Here is a 22,497-nt window from a genome sequence, read left to right as displayed (position 1 = left end):
GGGGGCCGTATCCTGGGCCCATCAGGCAGGCGGCGCCGTCAGGTGCACCGGGATGCCATTGGGGTCCAGCACGGTCCAGCCCCGGGGCGACGGCCTGGCTTCCAGGCTCGCCCTCTGTACCCGCTCGAGCACGGTGGCCAGGCTGGCCTCGCCGGGGAGGGCCAGGGTGAAGCCGGCCAGGCCGGCGGCTCCCGGCGGCGGAGGGGGCGCGCCTTCCCCCGCCCATACGTTTAGACCCAGGTGATGGTGGTATCCCCCGGCCGCCACGAAGAGGGCTCCGGGGAAATCCCGCTGGGTCACCTCAAAGCCGAGCACCCCGCAGTAGAAGGCCTCGGCGGCGGCCAGGCTGGCCACCTGCAGGTGGACGTGGCCCACCACCGGGCCGGGGTCCTGGCCATCGTCCCCGGCCGGGGGCACGGCGCCGTACCCGGCCTGGAGCACGGCGCCGTGCTTATTGGGGGGCTCATGGGGCGTGCTGCCGCGACCTGGCCTGGACGGGATGGCGACGGCCGCCCTGGCGGCGCTCCCGGCCCTGGCGGCGCTCCCGGGAGCCGCGCCGGAACGTGAGCGGGCGGCGGATGCCACAAGATCGTCCAGATCCAGCGAGGCGGTATACATGGCGATGGTGCCGTCCGGGCGGCGGGGCCACTGGTCCCGGGGCCGGTCGGCATAGAGCTCGAGCCCGTTGCCTTCAGGGTCTGCCAGGTAGAGGGCTTCGCTGACGCCGTGGTCGGCAAAGCCCTGAAAGCGCCACCCGCCCTCCAGCAGGCGCAGGAAAGCCCGCGCCAGGGCCGCCCGGCTGGGATAGAGCAGCGCCACGTGGTAGAGACCGGTGGTCCGGGGTGGGCGCGGCAGCGCCTCGGGAGCCTCTTCCAGGCAGATCAGCGGCGGTCCCCCCGCCCTGGCGGCCAGGCCTGTGACGGTCGCCGCTTCCCGGTGCGGTTCGGCATCCCGGTGGGGCCCGGCCGGGGCATGTACGGCCGCGCCGGGCGCCGGTGCGCCGCCGTTCTGGCGGTGTTCATGCGTATCCACAGCCGGCTCCCTTTCCCCCGGCCGGGGGACCGGTACGGGGACCAGACCCAGCCGATCGCGATAGAACGCCAGGGCGCGGGACAACTGGCGCACCCGCAGGTAGACCGGGCCGAGGCGCAAGCTGGCCGGCAGGGGGGTGGCCGGTGGGGGCGTGGGGTTCATGGCGCCAAAACCTCCTCAGAGTCTTCACCGGTCGTTGGATTCGTCGTTGGATTCACGGGTCATGCGCATGGGTTGGATGATGGGCCGGTGCTTACTGCCATTGTCGCCCATGGACGGCCGGCGTGTCGCGGTCCGGCAACGTTGGGTTGGCTCGTCGGGGGCCGGGACCGATTCACAGGAGGGTCGCGCCCGGCCCCCGAGGGGGGTGGGGTGAGGCGCGGGTGAGCGCTGCCCCCGGAGGCCGGAAGGGAGAGGGGGCGCTGGGGTCGAAAGCCATGACATCAACCCGGCATGTCAACCCGGCAAGGCGGTGTAAGGTTTGTCGACGGCGGCAGAGCGGTTCACACCGCGCCAGCGGGAACTGCTGGCCCGGTTCGTCAGCAATTTGGACGAGAACGTGTATGCAATTTACAACCTGCCCGAAGAAGTCGTCGCGGTGATCTTCGCCTACGTGAGCCGCAGCCCCCGCAGCTTTCGGGAGAATCTCTTGCGCCTGATGGAAGACCCGGAGCTCAACCTGCTCGGCAGCCTCCCGTCCCAGCCCGAGCCCGCGGCCGCCGGGGGGCCGGCCTCCGCCGCCGCGGCGTCCGACCCAGCGGGCCCTGACCCGGCCGGCGTCCATCGGGAGGGCACGATGGCGCTGGCTCCGGGAGCGACGGGCCCGGCGGGCGTAGAGGCGACCGGCGAAGCAGGGGGGGCGGGGCGCCCCGCGGCCACCGCTGGGGCCCGTTCTGCACCCTCTGCGGCACCGGCGGGGACGCCGGCGGCGGCGGGCGCCGGGGACCGTCCGCAAGGGGCAGGCTCCCTGGCCGTGGCGGCGGAAAAGGCGCGCCGCTTCCACGAGAAGTGGGTGGTCGGCTACGGCCACGCCTCGGTGGCCGAGCTGGCCAAGGCTGCCGTCGGTATCGAGGGCATCTCCCGACTGGCCAGCGCGCGCCTGGAGACGGCCAACCCCTGGCTCTCCTTCATCGAATACAGCCAGCGCTATCAAATGCCGCGGCGCGGCGCGTACGTCGTACCGCCGGAGCTGGAGGCGGCCGGCGCGCCCGAGCTGCTGGACGAGTTCCACCGGGTTCAGGAGATCACCTACGACGCCTACCAGGAGCTGTTCCGGGGCCTGGTGGAGCACCTCGACCGGGTCGAACCGGCCCAACCCGGCGAAACCGCGCGGGCGCGGGCCAGCCGGCTGGAGAAGCTGGCCTTCGAGGACGCGCGCTATGCCCTGACCCTGGCCGTCGAGACCAACCTGGGCATGGTGGGCAACGGCCGTGCCCTGCGGGATGCCATCGTCCGTCTGCTGTCGGACCCCTACGAGGAGACCACGCGGCTGGCCCTGGCCATCCGCCGGGAGGTCACGCGGGTTCTGCCCACGCTGGTTCGATATGCCGAACCCAACCCGCGCCTGCAGGCGGCGGAGGCGGAGGTGGCCCGGGGTGTGGCCGAGGCCCTCCAGCGGTACCGCGGGGTCCGGGCGGTGGCCAGCGACCCCGTGCTCCTGCTGGACTGGACAGGCCGGGGGGCAGGCGCTGGGGGCGGGCCGGCGGTTGCCACGGCATCCGGCGGCGCCGGACTGCCCGGTGCGGTAGCGGGGGCCGGCGCGGGACCGGAATTCGGCGTGACGCCTGGGGCCAGTGCGGCTCAGGGGGCCGGTGCGGCGCCGGAGGCGGCCGGTGCGCTCGGTGCAGGTAGTTCGCCGGGGGTCTCCGGTTCGCGCGGGACCCTCGCTTCGCCCGGGGCCGTCGCGGAGGCGTTGCCGACCACGCCCGACGAGCAGGCGGCCCTGGACGTGATCCTGGCCGCCTGGATCAACGAATACGGGTCGGGCGGCTGGCCGGAGACCGGCGACGTGCTGGCGGCCATGACGGCGGCAGAGAAGCTGGCGCTGCTGGAAAAAGCCGTGGCTGGCCTCGGGCCCCACGATCCGCCGCCCGACGCCTTCAAGCTGGTCCGATACCGGGCCGAACTCACCGTTTCCGAGGCCTGCTGGCACCAGCTGCTGCGCCACTCCCGCCGCATGCACTTCGCCGCCCAGGCGCCGGGGGTCGAACACGGCATCACCGTACCGCCGCGCATCCAGGAGGCGGGCCTGGCGCCCGTGCTGATGCGCGCCGTCGATGCGGCGGAGCGCCTGTTCTTCCGGCTGGTGAGGGCGGGCCTGCCGCTGGCCGCCCATTATGTGGTGACCAACGCGCACCGGCGGCGGGTGGTGGCGGAGTTCGATCTCTGGCAGCTGTACCACCTGATCACGCTGCGGGGCAAGCCGGAGGCGCAGTGGGATATCCGGCAGGTGGTCCACCGGCTGGCGCAGCGGGTGATGGAAGTGCACCCCAACCTGGTGCGCAGCGCGCCCCGGCTGATGGCGGTACTGGAGGCCGCCGGCACCCTGGAGCCGGTTGCCAGGGAGCAGCCCCGTTGAGGGCATCCCGGCGCTGTGCTACCATGCTGATACGTGAGCCGGGGTGTCGGAACCGGTAGACGAGGCGGACTCAAAATCCGTTGGGCGCGAGCCCGTGCGGGTTCGAATCCCGCCCCCGGCACCGAAGGGCACTACGACGACCGTGATGTGCCGGAGACAGCTTCGCCGTTTTTAGACAGCTTCCGTTTTTAGACAGCTTCGTTGTGTTTCGATCAAGGCCCGCGCCGCGGAATGCCCGGCGCGGGCCTTTTTCACCACGTGGGCGCTGCCGCCACGTGGTGGCCCAGGCCTCTTGGAATCACGGCCGCTTCGTCTGGTGGCACAAGTACAGCGCGTCGATCGGGTCGCCTGCTGCCTGGTCGATTGGTTTTGACTGACCGGAAGGGAAGTCCGCATTAGTATCGAAGTGATATCATAACGATATAGTCCCTTGGGGGGGACCAGAGGATGCAGGGGATGAAGGAACTGCGGGCCCGCGCCCTTCCGGGCATTGTGGGCGTGCTGCTGGCGCTCGCGCTGGAGGCCCTGGCAGTGTACCTGTTCGTCCGCGGGGCTACGGCTCTTGACGAAGGGGGGCCGCCGCTGCTGGGGCACGGCGGAGTGGATCTGGTGGTGAGCTTCGTCCTCCTGGCGGCCGGGACGGTGGTGGCCACGGGACTGGTCATCGTGCAGCCCAACTACTCCCGCTCGGTGATCTTCCTGGGCCGGTACCTGGGCACCTTACGGGAAGCGGGCTGGTGGTGGACGGTGCCCCTGACCTCCAAGCCGGCCGTGTCGCTGCGGGTGCGAAACTTCGAGAGCGAGAAGCTCAAGGTCAACGACCTGCGCGGGAACCCCATCCAGATCGCCGCGGTGGTGGTCTGGCGGGTGATCGACGCCGCCCGCGCCCTGTTCGAGGTCGACCAGTACGAGGAGTTCGTCAAGATCCAGAGCGAGACGGCCCTGCGCCACATCGCCAGCCAGTACCCCTACGACCACTTCGAAGACGAGAGCACCCCCTCCCTCCGGGAGAACACCGACCGGGTCTCCCAGGCGCTGGCCCAGGAGTTGCAGGAGCGCCTGGCGGTGGCCGGCGTGGAGGTGCTGGATGCCCGCCTGACCCACCTGGCCTACTCGCCCGAGATCGCCCACGCCATGCTGCAGCGCCAGCAAGCCGAGGCCGTGGTGGCGGCGCGGGCCAAGATCGTGGAGGGCGCCGTGGGCATGGTGGAGATGGCGCTGCGGGAACTGCAGCGGAGCGGGCTGGTCGACCTGGACGACGAGCGCCGGGCGGCCATGGTGAACAACCTGATGGTGGCCATCGTCGGCGAGCGGGCCGTCCAACCGGTGATGAACGCCGGAACCATTTACTGATGGGCAGCCCCAGGGTGCGGCCCCAGGCCCGCGATCCGGAGGAACCCGGCCGGCCTCCGGTGCCTTCCCGGGGCGCCGGCCGGGGCGCTCCCGCCGGATCGGCAATGGGAAGTGACGAACTTGCCCGAAAAGAAACGCTTCCTCCTGCGCATCGACCCGGAGATCTACGACGCGATCCAGCGCTGGGCCGCGGACGAGTGGCGCAGTGTGAACGGCCAGATCGAGTATCTTCTGCGCGAGGCGTTGCGGAAGGCGGGCCGGTTGCCCGCACCGGGCCGGCGGGCTGCCCGCCGGGGCGGCGGGCAGCCCGAGGTGCCTCCGGACCCTGCAGGCGATGCACCCACGGGCGGCGCTGGCGGGGTGGACCCGCCGGCGCCAGGGAAAACAGGTGAATGAGGGCAGGGCCGTGAACGCGCGACCCCCGCCGCCCGAGGGCGGAGCGGGGGTCGTGCCTTTCGGTCTTGGCTCCCGGCCACGGCTTCGATTCACGGTCCCGGGCCGCGGTTCCCGGCCACGGCCCCGGGTCGCGGTTCCGGGCCACGGCTCCCGGCCACGGCCCCGGGTCGCGGTTCCGGGCCACGGCTCCCGGCCACGGCGCCGGACCATGGTTCCAGGCCCCGTAACCGCGCCTCAGCGCGGCCCCATCCGCAGGGCGCCGTCCAGCCGGATGACCTCGCCGTTCAGCATCGGATTCTCCACGATGTGCCGCACCAGCATGGCGTACTCCCGCGGCCGGCCCAGGCGGGAGGGGAAGGGAACCTGTTGCTCCAGGGACTTGCGGGCGGGTTCGGGCAGCCCCGCCATCATGGGTGTGTCGAAGATGCCCGGGGCGATGGCCACCACCCGGATCCCGTACCGGGCCAGCTCCCGCGCCACGGGCAGGGTCATGGCCGCCACGCCGCCTTTGGAGGCCGAATAGGCCGGCTGGCCGATCTGGCCGTCGAAGGCCGCCACCGAAGCGGTGTTGACGATCACGCCCCGCTCGCCCTCGGCGTTGGGCTCCTGCTGGGCCATCACCGCCGCCGCCAGCCGGATCACGTTGAAAGTGCCCACCAGGTTGACCTCGATCACGCGCCGGAACCGGTCCAGGTCGTGGGGGCCTTCCCGGCCCAGGACCTTCTCGGCGATGGCGATCCCCGCGCAGTTGACGGCGCCGTGCAGCCCGCCGAAGGCATCCACCGCCGCCTGGACCGCCTGCTGCACGCTCTCCGGGTCGGTCACGTCCGTGGGGACGAACCGGGCCCGCTCGCCCAGCCTTGCGGCCACCGCCTCGCCGGCCTGGCGGTTGACGTCGGCGACGACCACCTGGCCTCCCGCCTCAAGCAGGAGCTCGGCCGTGGCGGCGCCCAGGCCCGAGCCGCCGCCGGTCACCAGAAAGGTTGCGCCCTTGACCTCCATGGATGCGCCTCCTCCTACTCCAGCCGCTCGATGATGGTGCAGGTGGCCATGCCGTGGCCGATGCACATCACCTGCAGGCCGAACTGGCCGCCCGTGGCCTCCAGCCCGGCCAGCATCTTGGCCATCAGGCCGGCGCCCGTGGCCCCCAGCGGGTGGCCGTGGGCGATGGCTCCGCCCCACGGGTTGACCTTGTACATGTCGGGGTCCAGCTCCCGCGCCCAGGCCAGGACCACGGTGGCAAAGGCCTCGTTGATCTCGATCCAGTCGATGTCCCGCAGGCTCAAGCCCGCCCGTTCCAGCGCCAGCCGGGTGGCCGGGATCACGGCGGTCAGCTGCATGGTGGGATCGTCACCCACCACCACCCGGGCGCGGAAGCGGGCCTTCGGCCGCAGCCCGTCGGCCAGGGCCGCCTCCCGGTCGGCCACCAGCACCGCGGAAGCGCCGTCGGAGATCTGGCTGCTGTTGCCTGCGGTCACGATGCCGTTCCCCTGGGGGCGAAACACCGTGGGTAGGGCCGCCATGCGCTCGGGGTCGATCCGGTCGCGGATGCCCTCGTCCCGGGTCACGGTGACGGGCTGCCCGTCAGGGTCCAGTCCCTCGACGGGCACGATCTCCCGGTTCTTGCCCTCGCGGGCGGCGGCGCTGGCCCGCCGGTGGCTCTCGGCCGAGTAGGCGTCGGCTTCCTGGCGGCTGATCCGCCAGCGCTCGGCGATGCGCTCGGCGCTCTCGCCCTGGTGGATCAGCTCGTACCGCTCCCGCAAGGCGGGGTTCAACGTTTCGAAGCCGCCCCGGATGTCGCTGAACATGGGCACCCGGGTCATGCTCTCCACACCGGCGGCGATCACGTAGCGGGCGTCGCCGGCGGCCACGGCCTGGGCCGCGAAGTGGATGGCCTGCTGGCTCGACCCGCACATCCGGTTGAGGCTTACCGCCGGCACCCGGACGGGGAATCCGGCCAGCAGCACGCCCAAGCGGCCGATGTTGGCTCCCTGCTCGCCGGCCTGGGTGACGCAGCCGGTGACCACGTCATCGACGGCCGCCGGGTCCAGCCCGGTTCGCTCGATCAAACCCTGCAGGGCCAGGGCGAGCAGCTGGTCCGGGCGCGTGGCGCGGTGGACCCCGTCCCGCCGGCCAAAGGGTGTGCGAACGCCCTCCACAAGCACGGGTTCGCCCATGGCCAACCCTCCTTCCCGGATCCCGGCCGGGATGGGGACGAACCCGCGGCCGGGTCGGCTGATGGACCCTTCGGCGCCGCCGGTCGCCGCCCCTGCCGGAACCGCCCCGCCCGGGGATTCCGGCGAGCCCGGCTACGCCGGCTACGGCTCCCTGTCACGGGCCACTGCGCGGGCGGGCCCGGCACCCGCTCAGCCGGTCCCCTCGGCAAACCGGGCGCGCAACTCGCGCTTCAGGATCTTGCCCGAGGCGTTGCGGGGCAGGTCGTCCACGAAGATGACCCGTTTGGGGACCTTGAAGGGCGCCAGGTGCTGGCGGGCGTGGGCGATCAGGTCGTCCGCCGTGGCGGTGGCGCCCCGCTTCAACACCACCACCGCCGTCACCGCCTCGATCCACCTGGGGTCGGGCAGGGCGATCACGGCCACCTCCGAGACGGCGGGATGGGTGTAGAGGACCTCCTCCACCTCCCGGCTGGCGACCAGCACGCCGCCCGTGTTGATCACGTCCTTGATCCGGTCGACCACGTACAGGTACCCTTCTTCGTCCATGTAGCCCAGGTCGCCCGAGTGGAACCACCCGCCCTGGAACGCCTCCGCCGTCTCCTCGGGCTTCTCCCAGTAACCCACCAGCAGCTGGGGCGACCGGTGGACGATCTCCCCCAGCTGGCCCGGCGGCACGTCCCGCATGTCCGGGTCGACCACCCGGGTCTCCACGTGGAGCACGGGGCGCCCGGCCGAGGCGGGGCGGGCGTCGTGCTCCTCGGGGCGGAGCACCGTGGCCAGGGGGGCGATCTCGCTCTGGCCATAGCAGTTGTAGACCGCCACCCCCGGCAGCCGCTGCCGCAGCTCCTGCAGCACCGGTACCGGCATGATGGAGGCGCCGTAATACACCTTCTTCAGGCTCGACAGGTCATGCCGGTCGAACTCGGGATGCCGGAGAAAGTTGATCCACACCGTGGGCGGGGCGAACATCGAGTTGATCCGCTGGCGGGCGATCAGGGGCAGGCACACCTCCGGCACCGGCGCCGGGAGGATCCAGCCCGTGGCCCCCACCAGGAGCTGCGGCATCAGGAAGACGTGCATCTGGGCGGAATGGTAGAGGGGCAGGGCGTGCAGGCAACGGTCGTGGTGCTGGATGTCCAGTTCCACGATGCAGCTCAGGTACTCCGCCAGGAGGGCCCGGTGGGTCATCATGGCCCCCTTGGGGGCGGCGGTGGTGCCCGAGGTGTACAGGAGCTGGACCACCTGGTCCTCGTCCACGGCCGCGAAGGCGGCGTCACCGGCGGCGTCACCACCGGCGTCATCACCGGCGTCACCACCAGCGTCGGGTGCGCCACCGGCAGCGGCATCCGGAGCCCCGCCGGCCGAAGCGGGGGAGCCGCTGGCGGGAGCGGGCGAGCCTGCACCGGGCGCGGCCCCAGATCCCTCCTCGCCCGGTCCGGCGGCCAGCACGGTCTCCAGCAGCGACTCCATGGTGGCGAAGAGGGTGGCGGCGGCCTGGTCGCGCACCGCGGCCACCGCCGGCTCCAGCTGGGCGTCGTAGAACACCGCCCGGCTGCCCGACTGGTTCAGGATGTAAAGAAGCTCCCGGCCCGTCAGCATGAAGTTGACCGGCACATGGATGAACCCGGCCCGAGCGCAAGCGAGAAAGAGCAGGACGTAGGTGTCCGAGTTGCGGCCCAGGGCGGCCACCCGGTCGCCCGGCTCCAGGCCCATGGCCAGCAGGGCCCGGGCGAGGCGGGTGACGGCGGCATCCAGCCCGGCATAGGTCCACCGGCGGTCGCCGAAGTGGAGGGCGATGCGGTCGCGGTGCTTGCGGGCGGACCGGCGCAGGGCGTCGCCGATGGTGTTGCGGAGGGCCAGGCGCAGGGCCGGATCGTCCGGTGCGGGGGGCATGGGACGGCCTCCTTTCCAGAGGTGGCTCCAGAGGTGGCAGGAGCTGGCCGGCAGTCGAGCGGGCGGCGGGCGGCTCAGCCGCCCGCCGCCAGGTGGTCACGGAAGCGCTCCCGCAGGGCGGCCTTGAGGAACTTGCCGGTGGATGTGCGAGGAATCTCCGGCACGAAGACCACGTCGTCGGGCAGCCACCACTTGGCGAACTTGGGCCGGAGCCAGTCCAGGAGTTCCTCCCGGGTGACCGTGTGGCCCTCTTTGAGGACCACCACCGCCAGGGGCCTCTCCTGCCACCGGGGATGGGGTACGGCGATGACCGCCGCCTCGGCCACGGCGGGGTGGGCCATCAGCTCGTTCTCCAGGGCCACGGAGCTGATCCACTCGCCGCCGGACTTGACCAGGTCCTTCTCCCGGTCCTTGATCTCCACGAAGCCCCGCGGGTCGATGGTGGCGATGTCGCCGGTGCGCAGCCAGCCGTCGGCGGTCCAGCGGTCGGCAGCCTCGGGAGCGTTGTAATAGGAGGCGGCGACCCAGGCGCCCCGGATCTCCAGCTCGCCCATGGTTTCGCCGTCCCACGGCGCCACGCCCTGGTCGTTGCGGATGCGGACCTCCACCAGGGGAACCGGCCGGCCCTGCTTGGCCCGCAGGTCGTACTGGACGCCGGCGGGAGCCTCCGCCAGGTCCGGGGGCAGGTGGGAGAGGGTGCCCACGGGGGAGGTTTCGGTCATGCCCCAGCCGTGGATCACCCGCAGGCCGTGCCGCTCCTGGAACGCCTGGATCATGCCGCGGGGCGCTGCCGAACCGCCCACCAGCATGGCCCGCAGGCTGGAGAGATCCCACCGGCCCGGGTTCTTGTCGAGCTCCTGCAGGATGCCCAGCCAGATGGTGGGGACGCCGGCGGTCAGCGTCACCCGCTCCTGGGAGAAGTCTTCCAGCAGGCTGACGGCGTCCAGGTGGGGCCCGGGGAAGACTTGCTTGGCCCCCACCATGGTGGCCGTGAAGGGCATGCCCCAGGCGTTGGCGTGAAACATGGGAACCACGGGCAGGCAGCAGTCGGCCTCGCCCATGCCCACGCAGTCGGGCAGGGCCGTGCCCAGGGAGTGCAGGACCAGGGCCCGGTGGGAGTAGACCACGCCCTTGGGACGCCCGGTGGTGCCGGAGGTGTAGCACATGGCGGCGGCTTCCCGTTCATCCAGGTCCGGTTCCCGGTACCGGGAGGGGTCGGCGGCGGCCAGCAGCTGCTCGTAATCGAGGAACCCGCCGGCGCCGGCCGCCTCGCCCGCGCCGGAACCCCCCGCGCCCGGACCGGCGCCCGCCGGCGCGGCGCCCACCACGATCACGTGCTCCAGCTGCACGTGGTCGCGGAACTGCTGGTAGAGGGGCAGCAGGGTCCGGTCCACGATCAGCACCTTGTCGCCGGCGTGCTGAACGATATAGGCCAGCTCCGAGGGGTGCAGGCGCAGGTTCAGGGTGTGCAGCACCGCCCCGGCGGCGGGAATGCCGAAATAGGCCTCCAGGTGCTGGTACTGGTTCCACATCAGCGTGGCGACCCGGTCCCCGCGGCCGACGCCCAGCTCCTGAAGCGCCACGGCCAGGCGCCGCGCCCGCTCGGTGAACTCCCGGTAGGTGTAGCGGTGGAAGCTCTTGTCCGGCAGGCGGGTGACGATCTCGCGGGCACCGAACAGGGCCTCGGCCCGCCGAAAGATGGTCAGGAGAGTAAGGGGGAAGTCCATCATCAGTCCCTGCACGGGCCATCCTCCTCTCGCGGGTGGCCGGCCCCGGCCCCCAGTGCCGGGACGGCGGCTGACGATTGCCGGGAACCGTGGCAGCGCCGGCTGCCGCCTCATCGCGCCCGATCCGTCAACGCCTTGCGTCTGCAGCGCCATCCGCTTTCCGGCATCACCTCCCTGAGGGTGCCTCCGGCCTCACCGCTGCCCGCACGGCGACGATGGGCAGGTCCCGGCAGCGTGCCCAGGCCTCCCACTCCTCCGCCGTGCGGCGGCGGAAGGCGGTGGCCAGGCGAGCCTCCACCCCCATGGGCAGGACCGCCGACAGGCCCGCCCCCCTTGAGGTCGCCTCGAGCAGCCCGCTCAGGGCGCCGGGGGCGGGAAGGGGGGTGTCCTGGGTGCTTTGCCGGTCCCCTGGCGCGGCCGCGCTCTCCTTCGGTCGAGGGGCGCCGCCGGTGCCCTGGCCGGTGTCTTCCAGCAGCTCGCCGTCTTCCAGCAGATCGGCCAGCAGCCGCCGGGCGAAGTGGGGCTCCAGGGCCGCCACGGCCACCCAGCCTTCCCGGGCAGCGTAGCACCGGTAGAAGGGGAAGGCGCCCCCCAGCAAGCCACCGGGTGCCGTCAGCCCGTGCCGCAGGGGCTCGGCCAGGGCGAAAGCCGCCTCGGCCAGGCTGACCTCGACCGGGTGGAGGGGGAGGCCCCGCTCCCGCGCCAGCAGGAGGGCCAGGGCGGCGGCCACCGCCCGTTCGGCCCCGGCCAGGTCGGCCAGCAGGGTGCGGGGTAGAGCCGGCGGGTCGAGCAGTCCCGCTTCCGCCAGGTAGGTCAGGTCGTGGCCGGGTTCTTCCTGCCGGGGCGCGGGGTAGCCCACGATGGCCACGTGGGCCAGCTGCCGAAAGCGCCGGCCCAGCTCGGCGGCCGAAAGCCCGAGCCGGGCCAGGGCCGAGGGGCGCTGGGCGGTCAGAAGCAGATCCGCCCCCGCCAGCAGGCGGTACAGCTCATCCCGCCCTGCCGCCGACTTCAGGTCCAGGCGGCGCACCTCCTGCCCCGCGGTCAGGGACCGGTACCAGGCGGGAGCCGCCGTGGCCAGCGGATCGCCGCCCGGTGGTTCGATTTTGTAAACCGTGGCGCCCAGGGCTTGAAGCCGGGCTGCGGCCACCGGCCCCGGGACGTTGACAGCCAGGTTGACGACCCGGCAACCCTGCAGCGGAGCCAGGGACGGGGGCGGCGCGGGGGAGGGGCGGGCATGGGCGGGCACGCACTTCACCCCGATTCGTCGCCAGAAGTGGTGGTGGACACGGAATTCGCCGTGCCCGGCCGGTATCCTGCCGGATGCCGCTGAACCCGTGGCCGAATCCGGCCCCGGCGCGGCTCTTCCCTTGCGGCCCCGCACCTTGGAGTCCCCCGGCCCCACCGGCCGGGGCGGTCCCCCTGCGCACCGGCCGTGCGGCCCTATACCGTTCCGACAGCTCGCCGGCCCGGCCGGCCCTCCCAGCCGCGAGGGCCCACCAGGCCGGTTCCGGGATCAGCTGGAGCGGTCCCGTGGCGGATCCCCGGCCGGGGTGTCGCCCGCCAGGGCCCGGTAGAGCAAGGGCAGCGAGAGGTCGTAGCGGTGGGCGATGCTGAAGTGGCCGCCGTCGAACTCGTCGTAGGTGTGGGCGATGCCCAGGTCATCCAGCGCCCGGTGCAGCTGCCGCGCGCCCCAGAGCAGGTTGAACTCGTCCTGGCGCCCGCAGTCGATGTAGACCAGCCGCAGGCGGCGGAGGGTGCCGGCCACCCGGGGCGCCAGGCGGACGGGGTCCAGAGCCAGCCACCGTTCCCAGACGGCGGGGCGCAGGGCGCCGATTTCCAGGTCGACCGGCAGGGCGATGCCGTGGGGTTCTGCGGGGTCGGGCGAGTAGCAGGCCGCCATGGCCAGGATGTTCAGGGACGCCTGCCAGGTTCGGTTGAGGGACCGGCCCTGGGCCCGCAGCTGGCGGTAGGCGTCCAGGTAGGCATCAAGGCCGCCCAGCTGGCGCACATGGTCGAGGAACTTGGGGAAATCGGGGAGGTAGCAGTACTCGAACGCCATGTCCCCCGAGTGGCAGGCGAAGGCCTGGAAGACCTCCGGGTGCCGCGCGGCCTGGACGAAGGACCCGTACCCGCCCGACGACTTGCCCGCCAGGCCGTGGGCCGACACGGCGTAGTGCCGCTCCACCAGGGGGACCAGCTCCCGGACCAGGTAGTCTTCGTAAGGGCCCACGGCGGGGGAGTTCAGGTACTGGCTGCCGCCCAGGAAGGTGAAGCAGTCGGGCAGGGCAAAGAGGGCGGGCCCGATGCGGCCCTCGGCGTAGAGGCGCCCCAGCCGCTCCGGCAGGGTCTCCTCCCAGGGGTTGAAGTTGAGCTGGCTCGCACCCGTTCCCCCGAAGCCGGAGAGGATCCAGATGCAGGGCACCGGCCGGTCCGGCAACCCATCGGGAGGAACCAGCACCCACAGGGAGCGCTCGGCCGGGTCGCCCCAGGGGTTGCCCGCCAGCAGCCGGCTGCGGTGGCGGTGTTCCACGGCCTGGAAGGGCGGGTGGTGGGGTCGGTGCACGATGGGATCACCTCGTCGCGGCAATCTGGGTTGAAGCAGTCCGGGTGCGGGGCCGCCTTCGGCCCGGCCCCCGGGCCCCCGGTGTGGTACCTTCTAAGGTAGCCCGATACCGGGATGTTCCCGATACCGGGATGTTTCTGGACGGCGGGCTTGCTTCCTGGCCGCGAGCCCGGCGCCGGGCGCCGGGCTGGGCCCAGGGCCTGAGAGAAGCCGCTTGGGCCGCGATTCGGGCCGCAGCGGCCCGCAACTGCAGGTCCTGACACCGAGGGGCCGCCCGCGGCCCGGCCCGCCCCATCCCGGTTGCCTGGAGGGTGGCCGTTGCTGCAAGGATACCTGGCCGGCATCCGCCGGCTGACCCTGCGCCAGGTCCCCGTGCCCGAGCCGGGGCCGGGGGAAGTGGTGGTCAAGATCCGCTGCGCGCTGACCTGCGGCACCGACCTGAAGACCTTCCGCCGGGGCCACGCGCGCCTGCCCGTTCCGGGCCCCTTCGGCCATGAAGCGGCCGGAGTCGTCCATGCCGCCGGCGAAGGGGTGGAACGCTTCCGGCCGGGCGACGCGGTGATGTGGGTGCCCACGGCACCGTGCGGCCAGTGCCCGCCCTGCCGGCGGGGCCAGGAGAACCTGTGCCGGCACCTCTTCGATCCCGAGCGCATGGCCCTGGGGGCGTATGCCGAGTTCATCCGCCTGCCGGCGCCCATCGTGGCCCGGCACCTGTTTGCCAAGCCCGGTCACCTGTCTTTCGAGCAGGCCGCCTTCCTCGAACCCCTGAGCTGCGTGGTGCGGGGCTGGCGGCGGCTGGGCCGGCCCGAAGAAGTGGTGGTCATCGGCACCGGCACCATCGGGCTCTTGCACGTCATGGTGGCGCGGGCGTTGCAGGTACCCCGCATCGTGGCCGTGGGGCGGCGAGCGGCGGGGCTGGAACTGGCCCGGCAGGCGGGGGCCACCGAGACCCTGGCGGCGGATGCCCAGGAGGCCCTGCCCCGGATTCGCGCCCTCTTCGGCGGTGAGGGGCCGGCGGCGGTCATCGAGGCCACCGGCCGCGCGGAAAGCTGGCAGGCGGCCGCCCAGTGGGTCCGGCCGGGCGGGCGGGTGCTGCTCTTCGGCGGCCTGGCCGGCGGCACCTGGGTACACTTCGAAGCCTTCCGGCTCCATTACGAAGAGGTCGACCTCATCGGTTCCTTCCACTACACCCCGGCCGACGTGCGGGAGGCGTACGATCTTTTGGCCCGCGGCCGGCTGCCGGTGGCGATGCTGATCACCCACCGGCGGCCCCTGGCCGAGCTGCCGGAGGTCTTCCAGGCCCTGGACCGGGGGGAGGCGATCAAGGTCGCCCTCTACCCTGAGGGGGCCGAAACGGGCGGGGCGGGCGAGGCGGGCGGGCCGGCCCGGCCGGGCGGAGGGGACGGGCCGGGTCAGGGTTCGTCATCGCAAACCCTGCCCTGAGTCCCGCCCGGAGCGGAAGCCGAGCCCCGGCGCCCGCCGGGTGCCAGGGCAGGAGGGGAGGCTGGGCATGGCGGAAGGGGTGACCGGTCCGGCGACGGGGGCGCCGGTTCTTCCGGAGGCGATGCAGGTGGCCCTTCTCGACGGGCAAGGGCAGGTCCGGGTGGCCCGGCGGCCCGTGCCGCAGCCCGGTCCGGGTGAAGCCCTGGTCCGGCTGCGGGCCTGCGGCATCTGCTCCAGCGACCTGCTGGACTGGTACGTGGCGGGGAAAGCCCGGGAGGGACCCTTCGTCTTCGGTCACGAGCCGGCGGGCGAGATCGTGGCCTTCGGGCCGGGTGCGGTGCCGCCGCCCGGGGTGGATGTGGGCAGCCGGGTCTTCGTCCACCACCATGCCCCCTGCATGGCGTGCGCCGCCTGCCGGAGGGGCGATTACGTCCACTGCCCCCTCTGGCGCCAGCCGGGCCTGCGGCCGGGCGGCATGGCGGAGTACGCCGTCATCGCACCCCAGGTGCTCCGGCACGACACCCTGCCCCTGCCGGAGGGCGCGGGATGGGAGGTGGGGGTCCTGGTCGAACCGGTGGCCTGTGCGGTCCATGCCCTGCAGCGGGCCGGCCTGGAACCGGGGCAGCGGGTGATGGTGATCGGCGCCGGGTTCATGGGCCAGGTGCTGGGGCTGGTGGCCCGGGCCTGGGGCGCGGCCGAGCGGGCCGTGGTCGACCGGGTGCCGGGCCGGCTGGCCTGGGCGGCCCGGCGCTGGGCGACCCTGGTCCTCGACACCCGGGCCGGGACCCAGGCCGAGCCGGCGCAGCCGCCGGGCGGTCCGGTGCCGTGGGTCCGGGTGGCCTCCGGCCCCGAGGAGGTGGCGCGCCGCCTGGCCGAGCGCTGGGGGGAGGGCGCCGACCTGGTCCTGGTCTCGCCAGCCGGGGAGCAGCCTCTGCGGCTGGGCATCGCCTGCGCCCGGCCGGGAGGTACCGTGGTGATGTTCGCCCCCACGGCCCCCGGCCACGATCCGGCCATTCCGGGGTATGACATCTTCTTCCGGGAGATCCGGCTGGTCCCCAGCTACTCGGCGGGGCCGCCCGACACCCGGGCGGCGCTGGACCTGCTGGCCTCCGGCCAGGTTCCGGCGCGCGAGCTGGTCACCCACCGCTACCCCCTGGCGGAGGTGGCCGCGGCCTACCGCCAGGTCAAGGACCCCGGCGCCTTGAAGGTCCTGGTCGAGCTGTGACACGGCCCGGGGAGGCGGCCGCGGAGGAGGTTGCCCGATGGAAGCGACGTCCAATCGTCCCCTGACGGCGGAGGAGTTCGGGCGGCTGCGGGTACGCCGGTTCGACCCCGCCACCTTCCGCTGGGAGGGCATTCCCGACCAAGTCTACCAGGGTCCGGAGGAACCGGCCCCCCGGTTCCGCGACGTGATCCGCCGCACCCTGGTGCCCGGCGGGGCCACCCCTGCCGCCTTCGAGGTGCGGTACTTCGAGGTGGGCCCCGGGGGTTACTCGCGCTTTGAACTTCACCAGCACATCCACGCGGTGCTGGTGCTGCGGGGCGAAGGGGAGGTCCAGGTGGGGGGCGAGGTCTACCGGGTCCGCCCCTTCGACCTGGTCTACATCCCTCCGGAGACGCCCCACCAGTTCCGGCACCGGGGGGCCCCGGGGGACGAGCCCTTCGGGTTCCTCTGCGTGGTCGACGCCCAGCGGGACCGTCCCCGGCCGCTGGATTGAGGGGGCCTGGCCCTGGGCCGGCTCACGGCCGGCGGGGTGGCCGCATTCACCGGAAGGGTTTCAGGGAGCCGGGCTCCCGCCCGGTGGCGAAGGAGGGCACAGCCCGCCGGGTGCCGCCGGCCCGGGGAGGAACGGGGACACCCGCGGCGGGCGCGCCCGGCGCCCCAGGCGGGTAGGAGGTCGCCCCGGCCGCCAGCCCCGGCCTGCCGGCGCCGGGCGGGAGGGTGGCGGCTCCCGGCAGGTCCGGCCCCGGCGCCGGGGAGGGCCCCGGCGCCCGGAGGACCGCCGGCGGCCGGAAGACCGCCGGCGGCTGAACGGCCGAGCCCGCTCCAGCCTCCCGCCCAGGTGATGGCGCCGTGATCGCGCTGCCCGCGGGACGCCGGGGGTCGAACCGGGTACCCCACCCGGGCGCCGGGGGGAAGGACCGCCGGCGGCAACCCCGCCAGGGCCTGGGGCACCGGCCGGAGACGGAAGGCCGCCGCCCGGGCCGGCGCGCCGTCCCGGGCCGTCGCCGGCCCGTCCTGCACCGGGTCCGAACCGGTGGCGTCTTGCCGCACGGGCGGTACCGGCTCCGGGCCCGCAGGTCCGGCCCCACCGGGCCCTTCCTCGGCCGGGGGCCCGGGATGCCCTGCGGCGGCCGGCTGACCCGGTTCCACCTCGGGGTCCTGCTCCTGGCCTGGCGCCGTGGCGTTTCCGGGGCGAGGGCCCGCCGGTGCCGGCTCCCTGAGACGGCCTTCCTCCCCGGCAGGGACACCGGGCCAGGCGTCCCAGTCCTGGCGGGTACCGCCGGCTCTGCCGGAATGGCCGGCCTCGGCCCCCCGGCCGGGTGCAGGCGGGCTCCCGGTCTCGCCGCCGGTGACCATGCCGGTTCCTCCGCCACCGGATGCTTCCCCGCTTCCCTCGCCGTGGCCGGTGCAACCTGGCAAAGAGAGGCCCGGCCCGGCATCGCCGCCTTCGGTGGCGGCGCCCTCGCAGGTGCCGCCCTCGGCGGTGGCGCGGCCCGCCGGGCCGCCGGGGTTCCCGGCGCGGGCCGGGCCGGTTTCCGGACGTCCGAGGGCGGGCCGGGCCCACGGCACCACGGGCTGCCGCGGCCCGCCGTAGAAGGCAACCAGCCCGGAGTAGAGGGCGGCGGCGACCACAGGAGCCGGCCAGCCCGCGGGCAGGGTCAGGCTGGCGGCGAGGGGAGCGACTAGGACGACCGCCCCGGCGGGCGGACCGGATCCCGGCGCGCCTGCCATGGCCCGCGGGCCGGCCGGTCCAGCGGGGCCGGGCGGTGCGGCTGCGGTGGCAAGGGGCTCCGGCCCGCCTGCGGAGGGGCGGTCCACCAGAAAGCGCAGCTTGTGCCGGGGCCAGGCCCGCTGGTGTACGGGCAGGCAGCCGGCTTCCCACAGGCTCCGGGCCAGGTGCCGGCCCAGCCACCAGGCCCGCCAGGGCCGGCGACCGGCGGTGGCGACCCGGCCCCGCAGGGAAACGGCGTCAAGGTGGATGTGGAGGGCGACGTCGGCTGCCAGGCGGGTGAAGGCCGGTGCGGCGGGGGACGAACCGGCGCCGCCGCTCCCGGCGGCCGCGCCGGAGCCCGCCGGGGCGCCGGAGGGGCTGCCGGTGCCCGCTGCCGGCCCGGGAGGGGCCGCGCCGGCCGCCCTGGCCGGCGCGGCTTGTGGGACGGGGACCTGCTGTGCCCCGCCCGCAGGCACCTGGACCACCGTCACCCCTGCCCGCTGGAGGATGGTGGCGAGTTCCTCGGCCAGCCTTTCCGCCGGCCCGCCGGGCTGCGGGGCAGCGGGGCCGGGCCCTCCACCTGGTGCCGCCGGCGGAGCGGTGCGGGGGCCCGGTTCGTCCGCCGTCACCTGCAGGATCACCGTCCGCCCGTGCAGGGCCGAGTCGACCGCCGCGTAAGCAGGCCCGTCCCCGCCGCCGCCCATCCAGACCCGGTGCCCCAGGCGTTCCAGCACGGTCACCCAGCCCGGGATGCCTGCGGTGTCGTCCACGTCGACCAGCCAGCGGTGGCGGACCAGCACCTGCATGGCGACCCCTCCTCCGGTCGCTGTCAGCATACGCACGGCCCGGAGGCGGGGTGCGGGGGAAAGGGGGCGGCTTTGCCCAGGTCCCGGGGGGCAGGTTTCAGGCCTCCTGGCGGGCGCCGTTCAGCACGCCGCCCAGGACACCGCCGTAGACCAGGTGGGCCAGGGCGGCCACCAGGGCGCTGCGGGCCCCGGAAAAGCCCGTGCCCAGGAAGCCGGGCGACGGAGCTGCACCGGCGGCGGACAGCAGGGGCAGGATGACCAGGGCCCCTGCGACCCAGACGGCGAGCCCAAAGGCCATACCGGTCACCGCATTGCCGGCGGGCGCCACGGCGCGGTACACGAAGGCCCAGAGGACGGCGGCCACCAGCAGGGCCGCCAGGCCGCCGATGGACATGGCGGCCTGGGCCGTGATCCGGCCGTCGCCCATGCCCAGGCCGTCGGCGACAAAGCGGCTGAAGGCGCCGCGCTGGGTGCCCAGGATGGGCTGCAGCACGTAGACCGTCGCGATCTGCACCAGCCCGGCGACCAGTCCGGCGGTCACGACGCGGGCGGTGGCCACCTTTCGCACCGGTGCCACGGCCATCTCACTCCTTCGTCTTCTGGCGAGGGCGCGCCGGACCGCGGCCCCAGGGCTGCCGGCCCGGCGGCAGGCATCATGGTTAGGGTGACCACGGGCCGGACCGGCCATGCGAGACCGGCCAGGCGATGCAGGATCGAGCCCGCGCCGCATTGCACCCGGCGGGTCCATGGGCTACGGTGGTCCTGGTCCGGCCCGGCGGTGCCGGGGTACGGCGCCCGCGGCGGGACCCGGTGCCGGGGAGGCTGCCGCCCGCCCGGGCCAGGGCCAGCGTTCCCAGGCGAGCTCTGCGGGCTTGTCTGGAGGTCTCAGGCTGGATTCGGCCAGCATTTGGGCACGAGCATTCCACGAGCCGGCCGGATTTCAAGGGGAGGGATGCGGGTATGCCCGATGGCGCGGCAGTTCCGGGGCACGGGGGCAGGCCGCCGGCCGGCAGCGGCGCCTTGCGGCCCGGCGGCGGCCTGCGCTGGCTGGCGGTGGTGGCGACGGTGACCATGTTCCTGGTGGTGGTCGCCGGTGCTCTGGTCACGGCCACCGGCTCGGGGGAGGGCTGTGGCCGCTCCTGGCCGCTCTGCGGGTCGCCGGAGTGGACCCTCCAGGCCGTCATCGAGTTCAGTCACCGGGTCATCTCCGGCATTGCCGCCCTGGCCGTGGTGGCGCTGGCCGTGCTGGCCCCGCGGCGCCTGGGCGGCCGCCGCGACGCCCGCTGGCTGGCGGCGGTGGCGGTCGCCTTCCTTTTCCTGCAGGCCGGGCTCGGTGCCGGCGTGGTCCTGTGGGGGCAGTCCGACGCCGTCCTGGCCCTGCATTTCGGTATCTCCCTGGTCTCCTTCGCATCGGTGGCGCTGCTCAGCCTGCGGGTGTGGCGAGGAGCCGCCGCCCCCGCGGGACGGGCCGGCCAGGCGGGCCCGGGCGGCGGGCACGGCGTGCCGACCGTGCTGCGCCGGGGGCTGTGGCTCGTGCTGGGCTACACGTACCTGGTGGTGTACACGGGGGCTTACGTCCGCCACACCCAATCCAGCCTGGCCTGCCCGGCCTGGCCGGCCTGCGGGACGGCGTGGGAGGGGGCCGCGCTGGTCCAGATGGTCCACCGGCTGGCAGCCGGCGCGCTGCTGGTGGGGCTGGGCATCCTGGTTGGGATGGCCCGCCGCCACCGTCGCGAGCTTCCCTCTCTGGTCCGGGGCACCTGGCTGGCGGCCGGCCTGGCCGTCCTGCAGGCGGCCAGCGGCGCCTACGTGGTCCTGAGCCGGCTGGAACTGGCGGCCACCATGCTGCACAGCAGCATCATGGCCCTGCTCTTCACCGTGCTGTGCCACCTGGCACTGGAGGCGGCGGGGCCGGCGTGGTCCCTGCACGGTGGTGTCGCGACGGCGGCCGGGCGCCCGCCATCTTCACTGCCGGGTCCGGCGGTAACGGCCGGTGCGGAGGAGCCGGCGGCCCTTGCCGGCTCGCCGGGCTCGGCGGCGGCCGCGCCGGCGGCCCGCAGCCGGCCGGCGGGGGCGCCCACGGGGCCGGCGTGACCCGGGTCGCAGCACCGGCGCGGGCCGGAGAGGGCCGGCGTAAAGACCAACGGCGCAGGGGGCCGGCCCCTGCGCCGTTGGTCCTGCATGGGTCTCTCGTCCCTTGCCCCGCTCGTCCCCTTGCCGCTCGGATCCCTCACATTCGGCCGAGCAGGGCGTTGACCACCTGGTGCAGCGTCACGTCCAGCACCATGGCCCCGAAGACGCCGAAGAGGTACACGATGCTGTAGCCGTAAAGGGCCCGGGCACGCCCCTCGGTGGTCTGCCGCAGCAGCCCGCGGGTGAGCCGCAGGTAGCGGGCGCCCAGGACCACGGCCACCACGGCGTAGGTCCAGCCCAGCTGGCCCAGAGGGAGCATGGCCAGGGTAACCGCCACGGTCACCCAGGTGTAGAAGTACACCTGGCGCAGCGTGGCCTCCACGCCGGCCACCACGGGCAACATGGGGACACGGGCTCTGGCGTACTCGTCCCGCAGAGCCACGGCCAGCGCCCAGAAGTGGGGCGGGGTCCAGAAGAACACGATCAGGAACAGGACCAGCGCCGCGACCTCCAGCCGCCCGGTGGCGGCGGCCCAGCCGATCAGCGGGCCCACGGCGCCGGCCGCGCCGCCGATCACGATGTTCTGCGGCGTCCGGCGCTTGAGCCACGCGGTATAGATCAGCACGTAGAAGGCGATGCCGCCCACGGCCAGGTAAGCGGCCAGCGGGTTGACCTGCGTGTACAGCAGCGCGAAGCTCACGACACCCAGGACCACGGCGAAGACCGTCGCCTGACCGGGACGGATCCGCCCCGCGGCGATGGGGCGCCGGCTGGTGCGGGGCATGGCGGCATCCATGTCCCGGTCCAGCACGTGATTCAGGGTTGCGGCGGAGCCACCGGCCAGCAGGGTCCCCACCAGGGTCAGGAAGAGGGTCCAGGGATGGGGTGCCTCTCCCAGGGCGACCCACATGGAGGCCGCCGTGGTGACCAGCACGAGCAGCATGACGCCCGGCTTCATCAGCGTCAGGTAGTCGCGGAGCGCGTTGCTCCGGCTGGTGGTGATGGCGCGCGCCAGCACCGCGCTGTTGGGCATGCTCATGTTCGTTCCTCCATCCGGCATGGCGAACCCGCCGGTCAAGGCATCGCGAAGCCGCCGGATTCCGCCAGCCGCGCCCTCGCAACGACTCGCAACGATTAGAAAATACCGTAAACCCGGAGGTTCATGCGACCCAAGGGGTGCCTGCTCCGGCTTCAGCCCGAGGCGCATCGGTTTCCAGCCCGATGGCCAGGACAGCGCCCGTTCGGGGACTTTTGATAGTGAGCTGCAGGAAAGAGGAGCGCGCAGGAACGATTACGCCACTATTCTACCGGTTTGCGGATCGCTGGCAAGACTGGGCACTGGGTGGATCGCGGCACCAGGGGCCGGCCTGCCGGTCTTGTCATTTGTCGCCTTGCGGCGGTGGGGGGGATCCCATACAATCCAAGCGGGCTTCGACCTTATTGCATCGCCGGTGCAACAG

At 73.6% G+C, this 22,497-nt stretch carries 17 protein-coding genes and 1 tRNA gene; 8 read left to right on the top strand and 10 right to left on the bottom strand.

Annotation, left to right across the window (positions count from 1 at the left end; genetic code table 11):
* Nucleotides 1–21 precede the first annotated feature (21 nt).
* Nucleotides 22–1,194, bottom strand: coding sequence for a VOC family protein (locus THESUDRAFT_RS15095; RefSeq protein WP_006904449.1), 1,173 nt, complete (start codon nucleotides 1,192–1,194; stop codon nucleotides 22–24).
* 319 nt (nucleotides 1,195–1,513) lie between these two features.
* On the opposite strand from THESUDRAFT_RS15095, the gene THESUDRAFT_RS14640 reads away from it, so the two are divergent.
* The 4 genes from THESUDRAFT_RS14640 (at nucleotide 1,514) to THESUDRAFT_RS08885 (ending at nucleotide 5,359) form a co-directional block, all read left to right on the top strand.
* Complete coding sequence (locus tag THESUDRAFT_RS14640) at nucleotides 1,514–3,610, top strand: FAD-dependent thymidylate synthase (protein WP_006904448.1); 2,097 nt, start codon at nucleotides 1,514–1,516, stop codon at nucleotides 3,608–3,610.
* 37 nt (nucleotides 3,611–3,647) lie between these two features.
* Nucleotides 3,648–3,731: transfer RNA gene (locus tag THESUDRAFT_RS08895), tRNA-Leu, on the top strand.
* Between the two features lie 335 nt (nucleotides 3,732–4,066).
* The gene (locus THESUDRAFT_RS08890) at nucleotides 4,067–4,963 is read left to right on the top strand and encodes an SPFH domain-containing protein (protein WP_006904447.1); all 897 of its coding nucleotides are present in this window, start codon (nucleotides 4,067–4,069) and stop codon (nucleotides 4,961–4,963) included.
* 120 nt (nucleotides 4,964–5,083) lie between these two features.
* Nucleotides 5,084–5,359, top strand: a complete 276-nt coding sequence (locus tag THESUDRAFT_RS08885) for a type II toxin-antitoxin system antitoxin (protein WP_006904446.1) — start codon at nucleotides 5,084–5,086, stop codon at nucleotides 5,357–5,359.
* A gap of 234 nt (nucleotides 5,360–5,593) precedes the next feature.
* On the opposite strand, the gene THESUDRAFT_RS08880 is transcribed toward THESUDRAFT_RS08885, so the two are convergent.
* The 6 genes from THESUDRAFT_RS08880 to THESUDRAFT_RS08855 all read right to left on the bottom strand — a co-directional run bounded on the left by THESUDRAFT_RS08880 (nucleotide 5,594) and on the right by THESUDRAFT_RS08855 (nucleotide 13,719).
* Nucleotides 5,594–6,361, bottom strand: a complete 768-nt coding sequence (locus THESUDRAFT_RS08880) for a 3-hydroxyacyl-CoA dehydrogenase (protein WP_006904445.1) — start codon at nucleotides 6,359–6,361, stop codon at nucleotides 5,594–5,596.
* Between the two features lie 14 nt (nucleotides 6,362–6,375).
* A complete protein-coding gene (locus THESUDRAFT_RS08875) occupies nucleotides 6,376–7,536 on the bottom strand; it encodes a thiolase family protein (protein WP_006904444.1) in 1,161 nt (386 codons plus the stop codon).
* Between the two features lie 189 nt (nucleotides 7,537–7,725).
* A complete protein-coding gene (locus THESUDRAFT_RS08870; RefSeq protein ID WP_006904443.1) occupies nucleotides 7,726–9,429 on the bottom strand; it encodes an acyl-CoA synthetase in 1,704 nt (567 codons plus the stop codon).
* 74 nt (nucleotides 9,430–9,503) lie between these two features.
* Complete coding sequence (locus THESUDRAFT_RS08865) at nucleotides 9,504–11,159, bottom strand: long-chain fatty acid--CoA ligase (RefSeq protein WP_156821907.1); 1,656 nt, start codon at nucleotides 11,157–11,159, stop codon at nucleotides 9,504–9,506.
* Between the two features lie 163 nt (nucleotides 11,160–11,322).
* Nucleotides 11,323–12,411, bottom strand: a complete 1,089-nt coding sequence (locus tag THESUDRAFT_RS14635) for a CoA transferase (protein ID WP_242823301.1) — start codon at nucleotides 12,409–12,411, stop codon at nucleotides 11,323–11,325.
* Between the two features lie 258 nt (nucleotides 12,412–12,669).
* Nucleotides 12,670–13,719: an alpha/beta hydrolase gene (locus THESUDRAFT_RS08855; RefSeq protein ID WP_006904440.1), complete on the bottom strand. Its 1,050-nt coding sequence runs from the start codon at nucleotides 13,717–13,719 to the stop codon at nucleotides 12,670–12,672.
* 318 nt (nucleotides 13,720–14,037) lie between these two features.
* On the opposite strand from THESUDRAFT_RS08855, the gene THESUDRAFT_RS08850 reads away from it, so the two are divergent.
* From THESUDRAFT_RS08850 to THESUDRAFT_RS08840, 3 genes are all read left to right on the top strand, one after another.
* The gene (locus tag THESUDRAFT_RS08850; protein WP_006904439.1) at nucleotides 14,038–15,162 is read left to right on the top strand and encodes a zinc-dependent alcohol dehydrogenase; all 1,125 of its coding nucleotides are present in this window, start codon (nucleotides 14,038–14,040) and stop codon (nucleotides 15,160–15,162) included.
* 67 nt (nucleotides 15,163–15,229) lie between these two features.
* A complete protein-coding gene (locus THESUDRAFT_RS08845) occupies nucleotides 15,230–16,387 on the top strand; it encodes an alcohol dehydrogenase catalytic domain-containing protein (RefSeq protein ID WP_006904438.1) in 1,158 nt (385 codons plus the stop codon).
* Nucleotides 16,388–16,424: 37 nt separating this feature from the next.
* Nucleotides 16,425–16,880, top strand: a complete 456-nt coding sequence (locus tag THESUDRAFT_RS08840; protein ID WP_006904437.1) for a cupin domain-containing protein — start codon at nucleotides 16,425–16,427, stop codon at nucleotides 16,878–16,880.
* Here the strand turns inward: THESUDRAFT_RS08840 and THESUDRAFT_RS13520 are convergent.
* Together THESUDRAFT_RS13520 and THESUDRAFT_RS08835 are read right to left on the bottom strand one after the other, a co-directional pair.
* The gene (locus THESUDRAFT_RS13520) at nucleotides 16,763–18,904 is read right to left on the bottom strand and encodes a hypothetical protein (protein ID WP_006904436.1); all 2,142 of its coding nucleotides are present in this window, start codon (nucleotides 18,902–18,904) and stop codon (nucleotides 16,763–16,765) included. The genes THESUDRAFT_RS08840 and THESUDRAFT_RS13520 overlap by 118 nt on opposite strands.
* 97 nt (nucleotides 18,905–19,001) lie before the next feature.
* The gene (locus THESUDRAFT_RS08835) at nucleotides 19,002–19,481 is read right to left on the bottom strand and encodes a hypothetical protein (RefSeq protein ID WP_006904435.1); all 480 of its coding nucleotides are present in this window, start codon (nucleotides 19,479–19,481) and stop codon (nucleotides 19,002–19,004) included.
* 383 nt (nucleotides 19,482–19,864) lie between these two features.
* Between THESUDRAFT_RS08835 and THESUDRAFT_RS08830 the strand changes: the two genes are divergently transcribed.
* Nucleotides 19,865–20,998, top strand: a complete 1,134-nt coding sequence (locus THESUDRAFT_RS08830; RefSeq protein WP_006904434.1) for a COX15/CtaA family protein — start codon at nucleotides 19,865–19,867, stop codon at nucleotides 20,996–20,998.
* A gap of 136 nt (nucleotides 20,999–21,134) precedes the next feature.
* On the opposite strand, the gene THESUDRAFT_RS08820 is transcribed toward THESUDRAFT_RS08830, so the two are convergent.
* Entirely contained in the window at nucleotides 21,135–22,076 is a 942-nt protein-coding gene (locus THESUDRAFT_RS08820; RefSeq protein WP_006904433.1) for a heme o synthase, read from the bottom strand.
* Nucleotides 22,077–22,497: the final 421 nt, after the last annotated feature.

It is taken from the genome of Thermaerobacter subterraneus DSM 13965 (genome assembly GCF_000183545.2).
In the GTDB taxonomy this organism is placed as follows: domain Bacteria; phylum Bacillota; class Sulfobacillia; order Thermaerobacterales; family Thermaerobacteraceae; genus Thermaerobacter; species Thermaerobacter subterraneus.
This window is presented reverse-complemented; position numbering and strand designations above follow the sequence as displayed.